The 16,689-nt window shown below is 45.3% G+C and carries 17 protein-coding genes; 10 read left to right on the top strand and 7 right to left on the bottom strand.

Going from position 1 to position 16,689, the window contains the following annotated elements:
- Positions 1–58 precede the first annotated feature (58 nt).
- Together ATB74_RS00795 and ATB74_RS00790 are read left to right on the top strand one after the other, a co-directional pair.
- Complete coding sequence (locus ATB74_RS00795; protein ID WP_061015829.1) at positions 59–541, top strand: methylated-DNA--[protein]-cysteine S-methyltransferase; 483 nt, start codon at positions 59–61, stop codon at positions 539–541.
- Positions 542–712: 171 nt separating this feature from the next.
- Positions 713–1,096, top strand: coding sequence for a hypothetical protein (locus ATB74_RS00790; protein WP_061015827.1), 384 nt, complete (start codon positions 713–715; stop codon positions 1,094–1,096).
- Position 1,097: 1 nt separating this feature from the next.
- On the opposite strand, the gene nhaD is transcribed toward ATB74_RS00790, so the two are convergent.
- Complete coding sequence (gene nhaD, locus ATB74_RS00785) at positions 1,098–2,537, bottom strand: sodium:proton antiporter NhaD (RefSeq protein WP_060980899.1); 1,440 nt, start codon at positions 2,535–2,537, stop codon at positions 1,098–1,100.
- A gap of 228 nt (positions 2,538–2,765) precedes the next feature.
- Positions 2,766–2,936, bottom strand: coding sequence for a hypothetical protein (locus ATB74_RS24205; RefSeq protein WP_179946883.1), 171 nt, complete (start codon positions 2,934–2,936; stop codon positions 2,766–2,768).
- Between the two features lie 531 nt (positions 2,937–3,467).
- On the opposite strand from ATB74_RS24205, the gene ATB74_RS00780 reads away from it, so the two are divergent.
- From ATB74_RS00780 to ATB74_RS00765, 4 genes are all read left to right on the top strand, one after another.
- On the top strand, positions 3,468–4,205 hold the full coding sequence (locus tag ATB74_RS00780; protein WP_048610036.1) for a nucleoside recognition domain-containing protein: 738 nt from the start codon (positions 3,468–3,470) through the stop codon (positions 4,203–4,205).
- Positions 4,205–4,672, top strand: a complete 468-nt coding sequence (locus ATB74_RS00775; protein ID WP_004737023.1) for a YjiG family protein — start codon at positions 4,205–4,207, stop codon at positions 4,670–4,672. Before ATB74_RS00780 ends, ATB74_RS00775 begins: the two co-directional genes overlap by 1 nt.
- Before the next feature lie 626 nt (positions 4,673–5,298).
- Positions 5,299–5,685 carry an MAPEG family protein gene (locus ATB74_RS00770; protein ID WP_061015825.1) on the top strand — a complete coding sequence of 129 codons (387 nt, stop codon included), beginning with the start codon at positions 5,299–5,301 and terminating at the stop codon, positions 5,683–5,685.
- A gap of 8 nt (positions 5,686–5,693) precedes the next feature.
- Complete coding sequence (locus ATB74_RS00765; protein ID WP_061015823.1) at positions 5,694–6,218, top strand: hypothetical protein; 525 nt, start codon at positions 5,694–5,696, stop codon at positions 6,216–6,218.
- A 33-nt stretch (positions 6,219–6,251) separates the two neighbouring features.
- Here ATB74_RS00765 and ATB74_RS00760 read toward each other — a convergent pair whose 3' ends face one another.
- Both ATB74_RS00760 and ATB74_RS00755 read right to left on the bottom strand, forming a co-directional pair.
- Entirely contained in the window at positions 6,252–6,887 is a 636-nt protein-coding gene (locus ATB74_RS00760) for an START domain-containing protein (protein ID WP_061015821.1), read from the bottom strand.
- A 232-nt stretch (positions 6,888–7,119) separates the two neighbouring features.
- On the bottom strand, positions 7,120–7,596 hold the full coding sequence (locus tag ATB74_RS00755; RefSeq protein WP_061015818.1) for a YHS domain-containing (seleno)protein: 477 nt from the start codon (positions 7,594–7,596) through the stop codon (positions 7,120–7,122).
- Positions 7,597–7,706: 110 nt separating this feature from the next.
- On the opposite strand from ATB74_RS00755, the gene ATB74_RS00750 reads away from it, so the two are divergent.
- Positions 7,707–8,531, top strand: a complete 825-nt coding sequence (locus tag ATB74_RS00750) for an AraC family transcriptional regulator (RefSeq protein ID WP_061015816.1) — start codon at positions 7,707–7,709, stop codon at positions 8,529–8,531.
- A gap of 232 nt (positions 8,532–8,763) precedes the next feature.
- The gene (locus ATB74_RS00745) at positions 8,764–9,642 is read left to right on the top strand and encodes a 6-pyruvoyl trahydropterin synthase family protein (RefSeq protein ID WP_061015813.1); all 879 of its coding nucleotides are present in this window, start codon (positions 8,764–8,766) and stop codon (positions 9,640–9,642) included.
- A gap of 121 nt (positions 9,643–9,763) precedes the next feature.
- Here ATB74_RS00745 and ATB74_RS00740 read toward each other — a convergent pair whose 3' ends face one another.
- Positions 9,764–10,804 (bottom strand): acyltransferase, encoded by a 1,041-nt coding sequence (locus ATB74_RS00740; RefSeq protein ID WP_061015812.1) that lies wholly within the window; start codon positions 10,802–10,804, stop codon positions 9,764–9,766.
- 123 nt (positions 10,805–10,927) lie between these two features.
- Positions 10,928–11,884 (bottom strand): AEC family transporter, encoded by a 957-nt coding sequence (locus ATB74_RS00735; RefSeq protein ID WP_048610020.1) that lies wholly within the window; start codon positions 11,882–11,884, stop codon positions 10,928–10,930.
- A 161-nt stretch (positions 11,885–12,045) separates the two neighbouring features.
- On the opposite strand from ATB74_RS00735, the gene ATB74_RS00730 reads away from it, so the two are divergent.
- Complete coding sequence (locus ATB74_RS00730) at positions 12,046–12,639, top strand: TetR/AcrR family transcriptional regulator (protein ID WP_061015810.1); 594 nt, start codon at positions 12,046–12,048, stop codon at positions 12,637–12,639.
- 223 nt (positions 12,640–12,862) lie between these two features.
- Positions 12,863–13,711, top strand: a complete 849-nt coding sequence (locus ATB74_RS00725; RefSeq protein WP_061015808.1) for an alpha/beta hydrolase — start codon at positions 12,863–12,865, stop codon at positions 13,709–13,711.
- 120 nt (positions 13,712–13,831) lie between these two features.
- Here ATB74_RS00725 and ATB74_RS00720 read toward each other — a convergent pair whose 3' ends face one another.
- Positions 13,832–16,372 (bottom strand): glycosyl hydrolase family 18 protein, encoded by a 2,541-nt coding sequence (locus ATB74_RS00720; protein WP_061015806.1) that lies wholly within the window; start codon positions 16,370–16,372, stop codon positions 13,832–13,834.
- Between the last annotated feature and the right edge of the window lie 317 nt (positions 16,373–16,689).

Below are 16,689 nucleotides of genomic sequence, written 5' to 3'. Positions count from 1 at the left end.
AGCAATCTACAAACTGTTGCAATACACAAACATTTGCAGTACCAGGCTAGGAGATATTATGGCTAACCGTTTTACATATTATGAGAGCCCATTGGGAACCGTAACTTTACAGGCGAACAATGAGGGCTTGCTCGGCCTTTGGTTTGAAACGCATACCACTAAGCCTGAACAGTTAGGCGTTCAAGATGATAGCTTTCCAATCTTTGTAGTGGCGATCGAGCAGCTTAATTGCTATTTCTCAGGCGAAGCTATCCAATTTTCTGTGCCGATCGCAGCCAAAGGCACTCCATTTCAGCAGTCGGTTTGGCAGGCGCTGACTACCATTCCTTATGGAGAGACTTGGAGCTATGCACAACTGGCTGATGCGATAGGTAATCCGAAAGCCGTTCGTGCTGTTGGCTTAGCGAATGGCAAAAATCCGGTTTCTGTGATTGTGCCGTGTCACCGTGTGATTGGCAAAAATGGCAAGCTGACGGGTTATGCGGGTGGTGTAGAACGCAAGCAGCGCTTATTGGTGATAGAGGGCAGAGAGCAAGACTAGTAAGCGATTTGGCAACGAGCCTGTCGCGATGCTGGCTGAGGATCACGTACTACTCAATGGTGAAGGCTAGTGGTTCTTAAAATGTGACTTTGCATTAAAATCAACGCTTTCTGGAAAATGTCGATTTGATTGCATATTCTTTGACTATGTTCTCTAGGCAAGGATGCCCAAATGAATAGATTCCCTTTACTAATATCTGGTTGCAGCTGTGCATTATTGCTGACCGGTTGCTTAACTGATACCAGTCGACCTTTCGAGGTTCCACAACTCGTTATGTTTAAAGGCGTGTACGAGAATGCTGACAATGACAGCTACTTGCATTTCGAGTCGGGACAAGTGATTTATCAAACAACGGATAATAACGTGACTCGAACCTATCGTGTTGACGGTGATTTAATCATCATTAAGTTGAATACAGCGAATAGCCGAGAAGATTCTGGATTGGTGATGCGGATTCAACACGAAGGTGCAGTGCTAACCTGTAACCGGTGTCCAGCAATGCAGTTAAGCAATATCTGGACACGCGTTGAGAAGCCTTTAGTTGATACACCTTAAACTAGAAAAGCCCGCCATTAAGCCATAGGTGAGCAGCGATACTGACGGCATAGCCAATCATGATCACTGGCATCCATTTCAAGTGGCCAAAGAAGGTGTATTTGCCATGCGCTGCCCCCATTAATGCTACTCCAGCTGCACTACCAATAGATAATAAGCTACCACCAACCCCTGCGGTTAAGGTGATCAGTAGCCAGTTGCCCATCGACATTTGTGGCTCCATGGATAACACGGCAAACATCACCGGAATGTTATCGACAATCGCAGATAGAATCCCGACCATAATGTTGGCCCAAATTGGATCCCATTGGCTATACATCACACCAGACGCGAGTTCCAAGTAACCAAGTAAGCTTAAGCCACCGACACACATCACCACGCCGTAGAAGAACAGCAGGGTGTCCCATTCGGCATGCGACACTCTTCGAAATACATCAAAGGGCACGACTGAACCGAGTCGTTTCAATGCCCCCTCATCATTATTGGCAATCGCCACTGCCTTTTTCTTCGCCAGTGAATTCGGTAAGGTCTTACGTAAGAAATACCCAAAGAACTGTAGATACGCCAGTCCCATCATCATGCCCATCACTGGCGGGAAGTGGAGCACGGCATGGAAAGCAACCGCAGTTGCGATGGTCATGATGAACAAGAACACGATGCGTCTAGCACCGCGTTTTAATTCAACGTGTTGATGAACCGTATCGGGTTGGGTTGTTGGTACAAAGTAGGACATGATCAATGCGGGGACGAGGTAATTCATCACCGAAGGAATAAATAGGGGAATGAACTCACTGAAACTCACATAGCCAGCCTGCCATACCATTAGCGTTGTGATATCACCGAAGGGACTGAACGCGCCGCCAGCATTGGCGGCGATCACGATATTCACACAGGCTAGGTTAACGAATTTAGGGTTAGAACCTGCGACCTTAAGAACCACTGCACACATCAATAGAGCTGTCGTGAGGTTGTCGGCGATAGGTGAGATAAAGAAGGCCAGAATACCGGTTAACCAGAACAGAGAACGGAAATTAAAGCCTTTGCCCACCATCCACGCTTGCAGTGCATCAAACAGTCTTCTCTCTTCCATGGCGCTGATGTAGGTCATGGCGACGAGTAGGAAAAGTAACAGCTCGGCGTATTCGAGTAAGTTGTGTTCGAGTGCTTGTTTAGCCACTTCAACAAGGTTGTACTCTTGGTAGGTAAAACCGATGATTATCCAGATCAGGCCTGCCGCAAGTAACACAGGTTTGGATTTCCGGAGCTTTAGGTACTCTTCCATCATCACCACAATGTAGGCAATAACAAAAATGGTCAGTGATAGGTAGCCAACAAATGAGTTAGTTAGCTTGAGAGGCTCTCCTAACTGAGAGGTAGTCGCGCCCGCTACCGAAGAAAAGAAGAATAAAGAGAGAACAGCAGATAGCTGGATACCTAACATGGATTACGCTCCGAAGTTAATAAGTTATTAACACGGGTAAAAGCGTAGACCTAAATAATCATGTGCAGTGTGATAGATATCTTAATAATTCAATAGATTATAGTGAAAGCAATAGACTGTGATGAAAACGAAATACTTGTTTGAAGAGAAAAGAGAAAAGAGAAAAGAGAAAAGAGAAAAAGCCCTATCGGATTTAATGCCGATAGAGCTTACTCGGAATTGCCAATACTATGCAGCATTGAGATCAAACGTCAGTGTTTGTTCTGCAGCACATACTTCAACAGGCCAGCCATAGGATTGGTATTCCAGCGCAAGTTTGTCCGCTACTAGGCAAGATACCGTTGCTGTAATCCACATGCCTTTGCCCATTACTTGATATTTAAGTGTTCTCATTTCCATTGTAATTACCGTTTTTCTTTAATATTGGCTGCGCGAAGTCTATAGCACCTCTGAGGGCTGAAATTTCGAATCAAGCTCAAATTCTTTATAAACGGGCTCACCGTTTTCGCTAGGCTCAAAACTCAATCAACTAAGGGTAAACGGTTGCATTTTGGAAGCGAACTCACTCTTTAAGTCTCTGTATTATAATTGAATGAAAATTAAACAAAAAACCATGTAAGAGATCACTTACATCACTATCAGAGATCTGATTAGGTAAAAACCTCTCACTAGAAGCCTGATTTGTGTGTTGATTGTGTGCGTTTTTGGTTGCGGTGTTGAAGCAAGGTTTGTTTAGTTTTGTATGTAAAATATTCCAATTTATTTAGCGTATGGCCCTGCTTTTAAATCCAAATCACAGTTTTATATGTTGCTGTGCTTCTTTTATTCAAACCGATACGCTATTTGATTTTGGTCATTAACCTTTTGCTCATTAGTTTGCACTATCTATACGTGTTCTGTTCCACATAAACGAGATGTATAGAGGTCCTTATGACTAATCCAACCAAAACCGATCGTAAAGTCACGATCGGTAGCTATATCGCACTCGCATTCGCGATTGTGTTCTTTTCAGGCTTAATGCAGTCCAATGAATGGTATGGAGTGTTCGATTTTACAACGCTCAACGGTTCATTCGGTAAGGTTGCTTACGATGTGAGTGAAACGGCTGATGGTATTCAAGCGGCAACGACGTCACTGCGTGGTAAAGGTGGTAGTGGTGCTCGCGACGGTTTCATTTTTGCTTTGACACTTATTCCGACCGTGATGTTTGCACTGGGTATGATCAACGTACTTGAGCATTACGGTGCACTGGATGCAGCTCGTAAACTGCTGACACCTCTGCTTCGCCCTCTGATGGGTATTCCGGGTAACTCAGGCTTGGCATTGATCGCTTCTTTGCAAAGTACCGATGCGGGTGCAGCGATGACACGTCAGTTGAAAGACGAAGGGCATCTAACTAAGCGCGAAACTGATGTCTTCACCATGTTCCAGTTTACGGCGGGTGCAGCGATCGTTAACTTTTTCTCTTCAGGTGCGGTGCTGTTCACTCTAACGGCGATGGATGGCTCTTTAGCGGTAACATCGTCAATTGGCTTGGCTGTCGCTGTGATGTTCATCTTTAAGTTTGTCGGCGCGAACCTGTTCCGTATCTACCTGAATATTACCGAAGGCAAAGAAGACAAACCAAAATCAGACAAAGAACAAAAACTGGAAGAGGAAGTAGCATAATGAGCGAAGTGAAAGCAAAGAAACCAATGGTTACTGATATTTTCGTTGAAGGTGCTAAGAAAGGCTGGGTTATTGCGACTACCTCTACGGTACCGAATGTTCTGATGGCATTTGTGATCATCAAGGCATTACAGATAACTGGGGCGCTGGATTTGATGGGCAGTGTATTTGCTCCAATCATGGCGGTATTTGGTTTACCTGGAGAAGCGGCAGCGGTATTGATCGGTGCGTGGATGTCGATGGGGGGCGCGGTGGGCGTGGTTATCACGCTGTTTGACCAAGGCATTCTGAACGGCAACCATATTGCAATTTTGGCACCGGCTATCTATTTGATGGGTTCTCAAGTGCAATACATGGGTCGTATTATGGGGCCAATTGGTACTGAAGGTCGTTACATCCCAGTGATGATCGCGATTTCGGTATTGAATGCGTTTGGTGCAATGTTTTTGATGAACATTATTTTGTAACGTGACTTTGAACGGTTAGCTGCTAATAGCTTTTAGACGTTACAAAAAAGGAAACCCCGTTTGGCTTTCACCAAACGGGGTCTATTCTTTTCGTAGCCATCCTGCTACTGCGCGTTACTTATCTTTCAATAGGTAACTGGTGCTCCCTGCATCGTTCCTTGACGTGGCTAAATCCTTTAACCTATCCAATTCATCGCCGTCCTAGCGGTGTCCTTGCTAACTCATCATCCTGATAAGTGACTCTATCCTAGAGTATAACTTCCTTGCTGATAACTCATCCTAAGTCATCAAATCTTCATCCTGAAGATACCTAATCCGTTAGGCTTTTTCCTGTTCCTGCCAACTCCCTGTCGACATGTGTATTAAACACTGCAGAGGCTTTACTCACAATCCACCTCAAGAAATAAATGTGCTCATAAACCAGAAGAAATATGCGTGGATTCATACAAAACAAGGGCTTGGGTTTGTATTTTAGGAGTTTTCTGCGAAGCTTGATTTTGATCTCTTACGTTCGTTGTGAGAGATCTCTTACAAGTGCTCGGGCGTGATTTTCATTTTATCTCGGCGGTTATTGTCGAACAGATAAGAAAGAGCACTGAGTAAATACAAAATAATAGGGAAATATGATGGTTACAGCACTTTACGCAGCCTTGCTGACGGTCGTAATGATTTGGTTAGCGATAGAGGTGATCAAGCAAAGGCGAATCAATCTTGTTGCTCATGCTGATGGCGGTGTTGAGTCGTTACAGATAGTACGTTCGGCACAAAGTAACGCAATGGATTACATCCCAATTACGGTGATTTTGATGGGATTGTTAGAGATGAATGGTGCCGGTGTGTGGCTAATTCATGTCATTGGTGTGGCGTTTATTGTGGGTCGTGTGATCCATGCGAAAGGGATCTTGGCGAAAAATTTCAAAGGTAGAAAAGTGGGGATGGTGTTAACGCTTATCTGCATGATCTCTTTGATTGTCCTAAACTTGGCTTACCTACCTTTTGATAAAATGTTCTAGGGAGCATTATGGCGTTGCACCTTCCCCCTGCTTGGGCGATTGTCCTCGCAGGCTTGATACTCAACATCATGGCGATTGTCATGTCGAGCTTGGTGCTCGATAAAATTGAAGCTGAGAAAGCGGAATACAACGATCGCAAATACGGCAATGTGTACTCAATACAGCTTGCTTGGAATACGATAGAAACCCTAGAGCGCAAGCGTGAAGCGATTCTGATCCACCTTGATAAACCAGAAACGGTGCAGCCGACCACTGTTCTTGATGAAGCACTGCGTGGGCAGCTTAGGCGTTGGGTGAGTGGCGAAGTGCCAAGTATCTCTTTGGCTCACTTACCGAAACTGATGATGCTGATAAACAGTGCACAAGAAGCGCAACGAACTCGAATCGATGACTACTATTTGGATAACCTGACCTTGGTTGAGTTAATCCAAAGGCTTGATGAGAAAATGTCATTTTATAAGAATATTGCCCTGTTTCTTCAGGTGTTTGGTTTGGCGCTTATCTTAGCGCGTGATCTCGCTAGAAGACCTTAGTCTCTAACCTTATTTACTCATCTATTTTTACCGTTAGCGAGACTCACTTGGCAGGTTAGGGTGCTGTTGGCCTTGGTACTTTGGTAACTGTTTTTTCAGCCCCTTGAACGTGCTCAGTGCACTGCCTATCGATAACTTGTTCATCAACCAATTTGGCAAGATGCCACCTGCGTTCGCATACGCGGTGTAGGTGATGTAGGTATTGCCATTGGTCAGCGGTTGCAGCGTCCAAAGTGCATCGACATCGTAGATTCGAATGTATCTCGGCTCTTTCGCTAAATAGTTCGATGCATCCTTTATCGACAAGATAAACTGCCCATCCTCGATGCTGTATTTTGAGTAGGTCACCATGTCTCGATCTCTGGCAGGCCAAGGTGCTTTGAATTGGGTATAGACGATGTTTTCATCTTCAGATATCTGCATCAACACACGACTTTGCGACACGTTATCTATCCAATTTGGCACGTTCTCGCTGTCTTCCAGCAACAGCAAAAAACCGGAGTAAGTGGTGGGCGTTTGCATTTGTGCGCGTATTTCGACCAAGCCTTCGCTGTGTGTCCTTTTATCAATCATGATGCCATCTTCACTTTTGACGAACTGCCACGGGTTGGCATAACTCAGTGTCGATAGGGCGCAGAGGCCGAGTACCAAAATCCTAGGTAATGTCATTATTCTTCCGTAAAAAGAAAAGCTTATCTGCTAGGAGTATAGAATAAAAATGGGCTTAGTAGGTGTTGCCTATCGTTTTGGGTTTACCTATTTGGGGAAGGTCACAGTGAAAACGGAAACGTTCGGTCGCTTCCGTTTTTGTTGGTGGGCAATGGATAAGCGCTGTAGGCTAAAACTTAGAACTTAGAACTTAGAACTTAGAACTTAGAACTTAGAACTTAGAACTTATAGCTTATAGCTTATAGGCTTCTACGGTTTTGATGGTTGTCCAGTTGTTGTTGGCATCTTGGATGAATTCTTGGGTATTCTCTAGCCAGCGTTTTTGAACCGATTTGTCTAAGTTCAGATACAACTTCCCATCTTCCACCTTCCAAGCGAGAGGGTCGGTTTCAAACTTCTTACCCATCGCTACCCCAAAGGCGCAGTAACCGCCATATTGAGGGGCATAGGCTTCTGGATTGGCTCGAAATTCATCTCTGTTTTCACTGCTTGCAAAGTTATAGATCGCATTCTTATAGGTCGCTGTGAACTCAGATGTGCCTTTAACTGGCCCTTCATTGGCAAAGTAAGCGACAGGGTCATAGCCTTTGATCGCGAGATCATTGCTGTCGACACTCATATCAAGGTCTGCTGCCATTAACGAAAAGCTGGTGCCTAGTAACGCGGCCAATAGAGTGATTTTTTGACTGGTTGATTTCTTGGGTGACATATCAAGTTCCTTGTCAGTGTTGGTTATCTTGTTTGAAATAATTTAGTCCACTCGTCCGGTCTATAGAGGGACAAAAGAACTAAAAACTAAGCGAATCGTTCGGAGGATGCATGGATCTGCTTTCACAACTAATGGAACACTTCTCGATACGTACCGGCGTTTTCTATTCAGGAAACCTGTGTGGGGTGTCGTCATTTAACGCGCAACAAGGTAAAGAGGGGCACCTTCATGTATTGAGCGCAGGGGAGTTGAGCTTGTCTAGCGCTCACACGGAACACCGGCATTTGTCGCGGCCTTGCATTGTTTATCTGCCGAATAGCACACCACATGTGATTGAAGGTGTGGGAGACGGCGCGGAAGTCGTGTGCGCGAATGTGGAGTATCGTTCGGGTCAGATGAATCCTTTATTGTCGGCTCTGCCTGACGTGATAGTGATTCCGTTTGAGGTGGCACCGAATTTGATGCCGGTAATTGAGGTGTTATCTAACGAGTCGAGCCAAGAATCGTCGGGTCAGCAGTACTTAATGGATAAGTTGAGTGATGCCTTAATGGCTTTGATTTTCCGTCATCTCATCGAACAACAGAAAATTGATAGCGGCGTTTTCTCGGCTCTTGCTCACCCACGATTGGCTTCTGTGGTGACAGCTATTCACCGATTGCCTGCTCGTCATTATTCGATTGCCGAAATGGCCTCACTAGCCGCGATGTCTCGCACTCAGTTTATTGAAGCGTTCAAGCGAGAAGTGGGTGAAACGCCGGGAGATTATGTGCAAAAGTGGCGAGTCTCTGTGGCTCAATCTTTGTTATTGCAAAATAAGCCGATCAATTGGGTAGCTGATGAGGTGGGTTACAACAGCTACTCAGGATTCTCACGTGCTTTTCAACATGTTGCCGGAGTGTCGCCGCGCCTTTGGCTAAAGCAAAATGCGTCGTGAAACGCCGGGCAATCCCCACTCGGTTTATGGCTATTCGCATCAGGCTGGTCTATGTTTTAGCGGAAATTGTATGTAGTTTGTTCTTTTATCGGGAGAGGGTGTAAAAAGGTGGACTTTATAAGCTCGTTGTAACATCCTGCCCGTCCTATTTTATCTAGACACCAATGAGACGAAGTGCCTGCTGAACATTATTCAGCCTCCCGTATCTCATTAAAGTATTAAGGAGTTCAACTTGAACCTATTTGTAAGAGACCTTACCGTTATCGATTCTTCATACATCTGTGAACACAGAGGGGTCGTAGGAGATAGTTGGATTTTAGATGTCACCATGTCTGGTGAACTTAATGAAATGAGCATGGTGCTGGATTTTAGCAAGGTCAAAAAGCAGATCAAACAGCTTGTCGATGAGTACGTTGATCACCGTTTACTGCTGCCAATGCAAAGCGCTGCAATTGTTCTTCAAGCGAGCAAAGCGGGCTACTCTAAGGTTGACGTGCTGCGTGGTGACAAGAGCCTTCATCTACATTGCCCTGACGAAGCATATTGCCTGATTGATGCAGAAGCGATCACCATCGAGAGTGTGACCGCACACGTTTACAATATTCTTCGCGATAACCTACCAAGTAACGTCACAGGGTTAGAGATCACCCTACGTCATGAGAACATTAATGGCGCGTTCTATCACTACACCCATGGTTTGAAAAAGCATGATGGCAACTGCCAACGCATCGCGCATGGTCACCGTTCTCCAGTAGAAATCGTGGTTGATGGTCAGCGTGACGAGCAACGCGAACAAGCATTTTCTCAGCGTTGGGAAGACATCTATTTAGGCTCTAAAGAAGACCAAGTTTCAGTTTCATCACTTAACCTGAGTGAACACGCGAAAAGCGTTAATGATGAAAGCCACTATGGTTTTAGCTACACGGCGCCACAAGGTGAGTTTGAGTTAGCGATTGCTAAGAGTGAAACAGAAATCTTGCCAACCGATACCACGGTGGAATTATTAGCAGGTTACATTGCGGATCAAGTTGCTCCAAGTTTGACAGAAAACCAATCACTACAAATTGTGGCTTATGAAGGGGTAGGTAAAGGCGCGATGGCGTTCCGATAACACCTCATGAAAGGCGTAGGTTCACTCTTTATCTGAACAAAAAGGCAAGATACTAAGTTATCTTGCCTTTCTTTTTTGTGGCTAGTTAAACCGAGAGGGTTAACTAGCCATTTTGTTGGTACTAACGAAGCAGTATGTGTCGCAGTGGCGTTTTCTCGATTCCAGCAACCAACCCAAAGCTCAACAATACGGTGCCAAAAAATACCGTAACGTCTTTTGCCAATTCCGTAATGCCTAAGATTCCACAGACATTGAACAACACGATAATGATCAGTAAATGGCTTACGTAGATACCCAGCATGCGATTTGAAATGGCACGAACCCAAGCGTAGTTACCCATGTTTGGATTTGCTAAAAGCCACATAAACACACCAATCCCCCACAAAGCCGTACCAAATAAGAAATCGTGAATATTAAAGGCGATATCAAACTGGGTTAACCATACTGCTTCTGAAAAATGGATGATCATTCCCACAGCGACTAACCCCAACGCTTTTGCTGATGATAGCTGCCATTGGTGTTGGCGAATTAGAAAACCAGCGGTAACGAGTAAAGTGCTAAAGAACGGACCATTGCGCGTGAAGAAGGGGGCTTCTAATCCGGTTAGCGTTGCGTAGCTTCCTGCCAAAGCACCGTAGCCATAGAGCACAATAGCGATCGGCAATAGAAGCTTATTGAGCTTCAATTCAACCAATAAAGCGATGATCAACACTGCGCACACAAGGGCTGGAATGAACCATAAGTGTACCAATCCGCCCTCTAAGAAAGAGTTAAGTGGAGTGTTCATTAAGAAACCCCAATAGCCTTCGCGCTCACCTAGGTAGCCAAACTCTTCTACCTTTGCGAGGTTGAATGGCATCACTAAGCAAATGATGCTCCATGCCAACCATACCTTAAGCAGTGGTTTAGAGTAGTTAATGACGGTTTGCCACGGGGAGGCAGTCAGCTTGGGCTGAATAAGATAACCGGAGATTAGGAAAAACAGAGGTACCGCAAAACGAGCGGTTTGGTTGAGTACATAACCGATCCAAGGCACTTCATCTATTTGCCAATAAGTGAGTGCCATTTGACCGTGTAAACCAATGATCGCCAAGATAGCAATCACTCGGCCTAACTCGATACTGGCGATGTGTTGTGAAGGCGTATGTTGAACGGAAGACATATCAGATCTCTTAGTAAAATTTTTACGAAATCTAGCAGTCTTTATGCCCAACCAGTTAGTCCTAAATCAAGGCTTATGACCTTTGTTTCAAGGCTTGTGTCGGTTTTTTGAAGCCTGTCGCAGCTATATTAAATCCATTGCAGTAAGTACAAAAATACCGAGAGTACAAGTGATAAGAGAAACAACAGTAGTAAGCGCTATGATGTTAGCCGCCAGTGTTGAGTTTCCTCCCATCGCACGAGCCATAACGTAGCTTGCCGCTGCTGTTGGTGCTGCGCTCATCAAGAAGATAAGCCCGAGATCGAGCCCTTCAAATCCTAAGTACCCAGCCGCCAGTGTAATCAGTAACGGTGAGGCAACTAACTTGTAGCTAGAGGCGAACCACGTCGACAATTTTTCTTGTTTGAGCGAACTGATATCGAGCGACCCACCAGTACACAGCAGTGCTAAAGGCAACGTCATGTTGGCAAAGTATTGACCAGCGTCAGTGACCATTTTTGGGATAGGGATAGAAAGCGCATAGAAGACGACCGCTAAGAAAATAGCGATGATCAATGGGTTTTTGGTAATCGACTTGGCGATTACTTTAATCGCTTTCGCGCCAGTGTCTTCGCCTTTGGGTGTCAGTGCAATCACGGCTTGAATGTTATACAGCACGGTTAGGGATGCGACATAGATAGCCGCCAATGCCACGCCTTGGTTGCCATAGATATTAGCCACATAGGCGAGGCCGATGATCGCGGTATTAGCGCGAAATCCACCTTGGACAATCACACCTTGATCTTTCGAACCTTTAAATACTAACTTGGTCGAGAAAATCGTGAACAAGAAAAAGACAAAGTTAGCAATGACGCCAAAGGCAACTAACGCGCTACTGGCTGAAAAGTTGTGATTCGATTGAACAATACTCAGAAATAGCATTGCGGGCAGGGTGACTTGAAATACCACCTTAGATGCGACATCAATGAAATTGTCATTGATTAAGCCGATTCGCTTGAGCATCACACCAAGAAACAGCATTAAACAGATAGGGCCTGTTACTGAAGCCGAAAATGCAAACTGTTCCCAAAGTGTGTTCATTCTTTTTCCTTTGTTAGTCGATTTCAATTTCCTTTGAATACTGTCGCATTTTTCCACAATTATTAGATAAGAGAAATTAATTCCCAGTGCTTAGGCAAAAAACTTTTAAAAAAAGAACGAACGTGCTAAAAATGAACCATCAGATTTATTATTGGTGAATAATGAGCAAAGGAAAGATAACCAAAGAGTATATTTTGAGTCATGCATTCGCACTTGCGAGTGAAAATGGGCTTGAGAGTTTAACGATTGGTGAGTTAGCCAAGCAGTGTGGTATGTCTAAGAGTGGCTTGTTTGCACACTTCAACTCTAAAGAGAACCTGCAACTCTCTGTACTCGAGTATTCCAACGCCATATTCACCGAAAGAGTCATCATTCCCGCAAGAGAGCTGGGGGATGGTGATATTGAAGCGAAATTGAAACAGTTGCTCGACAATTGGCTGGGGTGGAACCATTCGTTCCAAGGCAGTTGCATGTTTATTGATGCATGGAAAGATGCGGGCAGTGAAACGTCTGTGATTCAGAAAGCACTGCAGAAAACCATTTCAGTGTGGATTGATTACTTGACGATTCAGGTAGCAAAAGCGGTTGAGAGCAAACAGTTCAGAGCCGATTTAGATCCTAAACAGGCAACCTTCGAGTTATACGGTCTCTACTTGAGTGCGAATTTGTTCTACTCGTTACGAGGCCAACAAGCGAGCCATACTCACTTTTGGAGTGGTGTACAGCGCTTAATTGCTAGCTGGAAAGCGCTTTAACTCGCCAAGCCAGTTAGTTCGCAAACCACTTAGCTCGCAAACCATGAAGTTCGTAAAGCATGTGACTTTCCTTAACTAAGGTTTGCAAAACATTTTAGAGAAGTGGCGGCAAGCAGTCATAAAAAGCGCTATCGCCATTTTTTATACTAACAAATAGCACGGTCGTTCGATTTTTAGGGCCGAGCTCGATCCGCCAATGATGATGGCGATACAAGGAACGGTCATGAGTGACAAAATCTACTTTAATACATCGAACAAATTCAGCTTTAAGCGCAGCTTAATTGGCGCAACAACCAACCTGCATTACATCCTAGCGCCGAGTCATGCGAAGAAAACAGCACGTAAGCTGCTGCTCACTCCAATGCGTACTGAACAGAAGAATGCTGATCCGCAAGGGCTTATCAAGAGTGAAATCAAAGGTCGTGATGGCGTTTTAAAAACCTATTCTTTGGGTACAGGGCCTGTTTGGGTGCTGACTCATGGCTGGTCTGGCACCGCAAGTCAGTTTTTCCCTCTGATGGAACATATCGCTGCCAAAGGTTTTACGGCCTTGGCTTACGATCATCCTGCTCATGGTGGCAGCGATGGTGTACATGGTCATATTCCTGCGTTTGTGAACGGCCTTGAAGCCATTCTTGATTCGGTGGGTGAGGTAGTAGGTTTGGTCGGTCACAGTATGGGTACCGCTTCTGCGTTGGAATGTAAGCACGTTAAATTGGAAAACAAGCCATTATTGCTGATTGCACCTGTACTGGATTATCTAGAAAACCTATTTGGCAGCGTTGCACGTTCAGGTTACTCAATGAAGCTGTTTGAGGCGGTAGTAGGAGAAGTAGAAGAGCAGTTTAACTACCCAATTCAGTCTGTCGATCCCTATGGAAAGCTAGCGCTTCGTGAGTCTCAGACGATCATCGTTCATGATGAGCAAGACAAGTTTACTAAGTTTGATGTGTCTCAGCGTGCTGCTAATGAAATGGGTCGCGTTACTTTGATCGCGACTCAAGGCCAAGGCCACGGTCGAGTGATGAAGTGCCCGCAAGTATTCGAGAGCTTTGAGAACTTAATTGGTTAAGTTTAACTACTCAAACAACTAGAACGTGGGTTGAGAAAAAAAACACTAAAAAGGCCAACCAGATATTCTCTGGTTGGCCTTTGCTTTTAGTTGCTTAGTTAGCTTTAACTAATCTTGTCCTTAGTTAGCACAGCTTGCTGGGCCGATCTCTTTCCACACGCCCCATTGGCCTGTCGTTGTTGGATCTTCACCTGTTGTCCACCATTTCGCTTCCCAAACCTTACCGCCTTGAGTCACTTGGTCGCCGCCAGTGTAAACCGCGCCTGAATCCCAAGCGTTAGTACACGTACCGCCGCCTGTGGTTTTCTTAAGAACTTTCACTGATGCAGCCGCGACTGATGTATCGGTACCATCACTCACTGTCACAGAGAAGTTCAGTACTGTGTCTTGCGCGTATTCAGCCGCGACAAAGCTTACTGAAGCGCCTTGTACTGTTGCGTTGATACCTGCTGGTACATCCCACGTGAAGGTTAATGTGTCTTGATCCGCATCGCTAGACGCTGACGCATCAACCACAACAACGTCACCCGCATTGACTTCAGCCGGAGCCGTAACCACTGCTACCGGAGCGGTGTTGACTGGGCCTGTGTCTTTAGGGGTTACCGTTACAACAACCGTGTCAGTTGCAGTAGCACCTTCGTTATCAGTTACGGTTAGACTAAAGGTTAATGTCTCTTGCTGAGCAACTTCCACAACATCGAAGCTTGCAACAGCTGCATTCGCGTTCGCTAGCGTTACTGCTGTTCCGCTTACTTGTGACCAAGCGTAGCTCGCGATTGTGCCGTCGCTGTCTTTTGAAGCGCTGCCATCTAGAGAAACAGAAGCTGGGCCTTCAACGGATTGGTCGGCACCTGCTGCTGCAGTTGGTTTACGGTTTACAGGATCGGTGGTGCCACCTGCTAGACCTTCATGCATTGCATTTAGGATATCGCCGTTATCTGCATCAATTTCCCAAGAGAATAGACCTGCAAGACCAAGACTACGAACGTACGCGCCTTTTGCTTTTACCGAGCGGTCATCATCAAATGTGATTAGCTGACCTGAGGTGCGGTTCCATACGTAAGGCGCTTCTGCCATTTCGTCGTAACCGTATTCGAAGCCATTGATACCTTGGTTATTCGCACCAAGCATGTTCGCCTTAATGCCTTTGTAGTCGATAACGCCATCTTCCCAGACGCCTTGCGCAGAGCTACCTTTCAGTTTGCCGTTACCAACACCTGTCATAGGGTCGCTAGGATCCGAAAGTGATGAGGGTAATACACCTTCCCAACCACGACCGTACATTGCTGCACCTACGACAAGCTTGTTAGCTGGAACGCCTTGTTCGAGCAGCAATTGGATGCCGTTGTCCGTTGTGTAAGCTGGGCCTGTGTATGGTTTGCCATTTTCATCAATGCCTGAGCCATCACACTGACCAGGGCGCATGAAGTTACCGCAGTGTAATGCTGCTTGGTGACCTAATACGTTGTTCCAACCGCCGTAGAAGTCGTAAGTCATCGCAAAGATGTAATCCATGTATTGGATAGCATCGCCGTAGTTCACGTCTTCAATTTTATCGTGGCCAACACCTATCGCAGATGTTAGCTCGTAAGTGCGGCCATTTTCTGCTTCTAGCTCATCGAGCATCGCACGTAATTCTGCCATCAGTGCAATGTAGGCTGGGCCATCATTTTCTGGGTCACCAAGCTCTGGCGCAGCACCGCCACCACCTTGGTATTCCCAGTCGATATCTACACCATCGTAGAATTTCCATGTGTTTAGGAATTTTTTAACAGATGCAACGAAGGTGTCACGGTTGGCTTTGGTTGTAAAATCAAAGAACGGGTCAGATAATGTCCAGCCACCAATTGATGGGATGATCTTCAAATCAGGATTACGCTGTTTGAGCGCCATCATCATTGCGTAGTTACCCTTGATCGGTGAGCTGTATTCGTGACCCGCTTGAGGGAAGCTCTTCTGGAAAGCCGCCCAAGGGTCATGGATCACCACCTCGTAATCGTTAACGCCCTGACATGCTGTCATGAGTGCGTTGTAGCTGTTACCACCTACTGATTTAACTGATTCGTTCGGACCACAAATTGGGATGAAGCCATAAAGGATATGGGTCAAGTTGTCAGCGGGTAGGTTATCTACCGTGTAGTCACGACCATAAATACCCCATTCAACAAAGTAAGTACCTACTACCGTGTTTGGATCTGTGTTGTATGACTTGTTGTTTGGATCCACATTCATCGCAAGTGGCGCTAAGTGGGAGCCATCGGTATCTGCGATGGTGATTTTAGCGGGTGCGCTCTTGCTACAACCAGTTTCGTCACACGCTTCAATTTCCATATCGAATAAGCCGCCTTGGCCGTATTCGAATGAGGCCGTGGTTTGGCTGCCAGTGATTGGGCCGGTGGCTACTTTAACGCCATCAAAGTAGATGTTGTACGTGTTTCCTGACGTTCCGCTCCATTGGTTGAACTTGACGTCGACCTTTGCTTTATCGTGATATTTCACCATCTGGTTGTAGCCAGAGGTGGTTTCCATCGCGAGTTCAATTTTGGAAAATTGCAGGTTGTTGGAACCGTACATGTCGATGCTAGGTGCTGTTGGAGCAGCTAATGCTGTACCAGCTAGCGCTAGAGCAATGCTCGCAGCACAGGTATTTATACGAATCATACTTTTTCTCTCATTCCTTGAAGGTTACGAGAACCAAATGGCCCCATAAAACGGCTCCAGTCAGTTTTGAAGGAGCTTCCCAGTCAGTATTCGAGAGAGTTTTAATTTTATAACTGAAAATAAATCCGTTTTCGATGGACAACTAAAAAATTGTATCTTGTTACAATTCTGTTGCTTAATGAGTGAGATGCTGAGTCCATGTTTTATAAAATAAAACATCCTTCAGTAGGAAAATCTCACAAGTGAAAATTCACGACATGAAGTTATGAAAAGGTGCGACAAACTATAAGAAAATACTGTGAATTGAAGCAGAATCA

This window comes from Vibrio splendidus, from assembly GCF_001557875.1.
GTDB classification, from domain to species: domain Bacteria; phylum Pseudomonadota; class Gammaproteobacteria; order Enterobacterales; family Vibrionaceae; genus Vibrio; species Vibrio splendidus_F.
This window is presented reverse-complemented; position numbering and strand designations above follow the sequence as displayed.

Bases quoted from the DNA above. Each gene is read 5' to 3' on its own strand.
- ATB74_RS00795 (WP_061015829.1), top strand. From the start codon at position 59: ATGGCTAACCGTTTTACATATTATGAGAGCCCATTGGGAACCGTAACT.
- ATB74_RS00790 (WP_061015827.1), top strand. From the start codon at position 713: ATGAATAGATTCCCTTTACTAATATCTGGTTGCAGCTGTGCATTATTG.
- nhaD (WP_060980899.1), bottom strand. From the start codon at position 2,537: ATGTTAGGTATCCAGCTATCTGCTGTTCTCTCTTTATTCTTCTTTTCT.
- ATB74_RS24205 (WP_179946883.1), bottom strand. From the start codon at position 2,936: ATGGAAATGAGAACACTTAAATATCAAGTAATGGGCAAAGGCATGTGG.
- ATB74_RS00780 (WP_048610036.1), top strand. From the start codon at position 3,468: ATGACTAATCCAACCAAAACCGATCGTAAAGTCACGATCGGTAGCTAT.
- ATB74_RS00775 (WP_004737023.1), top strand. From the start codon at position 4,205: ATGAGCGAAGTGAAAGCAAAGAAACCAATGGTTACTGATATTTTCGTT.
- ATB74_RS00770 (WP_061015825.1), top strand. From the start codon at position 5,299: ATGGTTACAGCACTTTACGCAGCCTTGCTGACGGTCGTAATGATTTGG.
- ATB74_RS00765 (WP_061015823.1), top strand. From the start codon at position 5,694: ATGGCGTTGCACCTTCCCCCTGCTTGGGCGATTGTCCTCGCAGGCTTG.
- ATB74_RS00760 (WP_061015821.1), bottom strand. From the start codon at position 6,887: ATGACATTACCTAGGATTTTGGTACTCGGCCTCTGCGCCCTATCGACA.
- ATB74_RS00755 (WP_061015818.1), bottom strand. From the start codon at position 7,596: ATGTCACCCAAGAAATCAACCAGTCAAAAAATCACTCTATTGGCCGCG.
- ATB74_RS00750 (WP_061015816.1), top strand. From the start codon at position 7,707: ATGGATCTGCTTTCACAACTAATGGAACACTTCTCGATACGTACCGGC.
- ATB74_RS00740 (WP_061015812.1), bottom strand. From the start codon at position 10,804: ATGTCTTCCGTTCAACATACGCCTTCACAACACATCGCCAGTATCGAG.
- ATB74_RS00735 (WP_048610020.1), bottom strand. From the start codon at position 11,884: ATGAACACACTTTGGGAACAGTTTGCATTTTCGGCTTCAGTAACAGGC.
- ATB74_RS00730 (WP_061015810.1), top strand. From the start codon at position 12,046: ATGAGCAAAGGAAAGATAACCAAAGAGTATATTTTGAGTCATGCATTC.
- ATB74_RS00725 (WP_061015808.1), top strand. From the start codon at position 12,863: ATGAGTGACAAAATCTACTTTAATACATCGAACAAATTCAGCTTTAAG.
- ATB74_RS00720 (WP_061015806.1), bottom strand. From the start codon at position 16,372: ATGATTCGTATAAATACCTGTGCTGCGAGCATTGCTCTAGCGCTAGCT.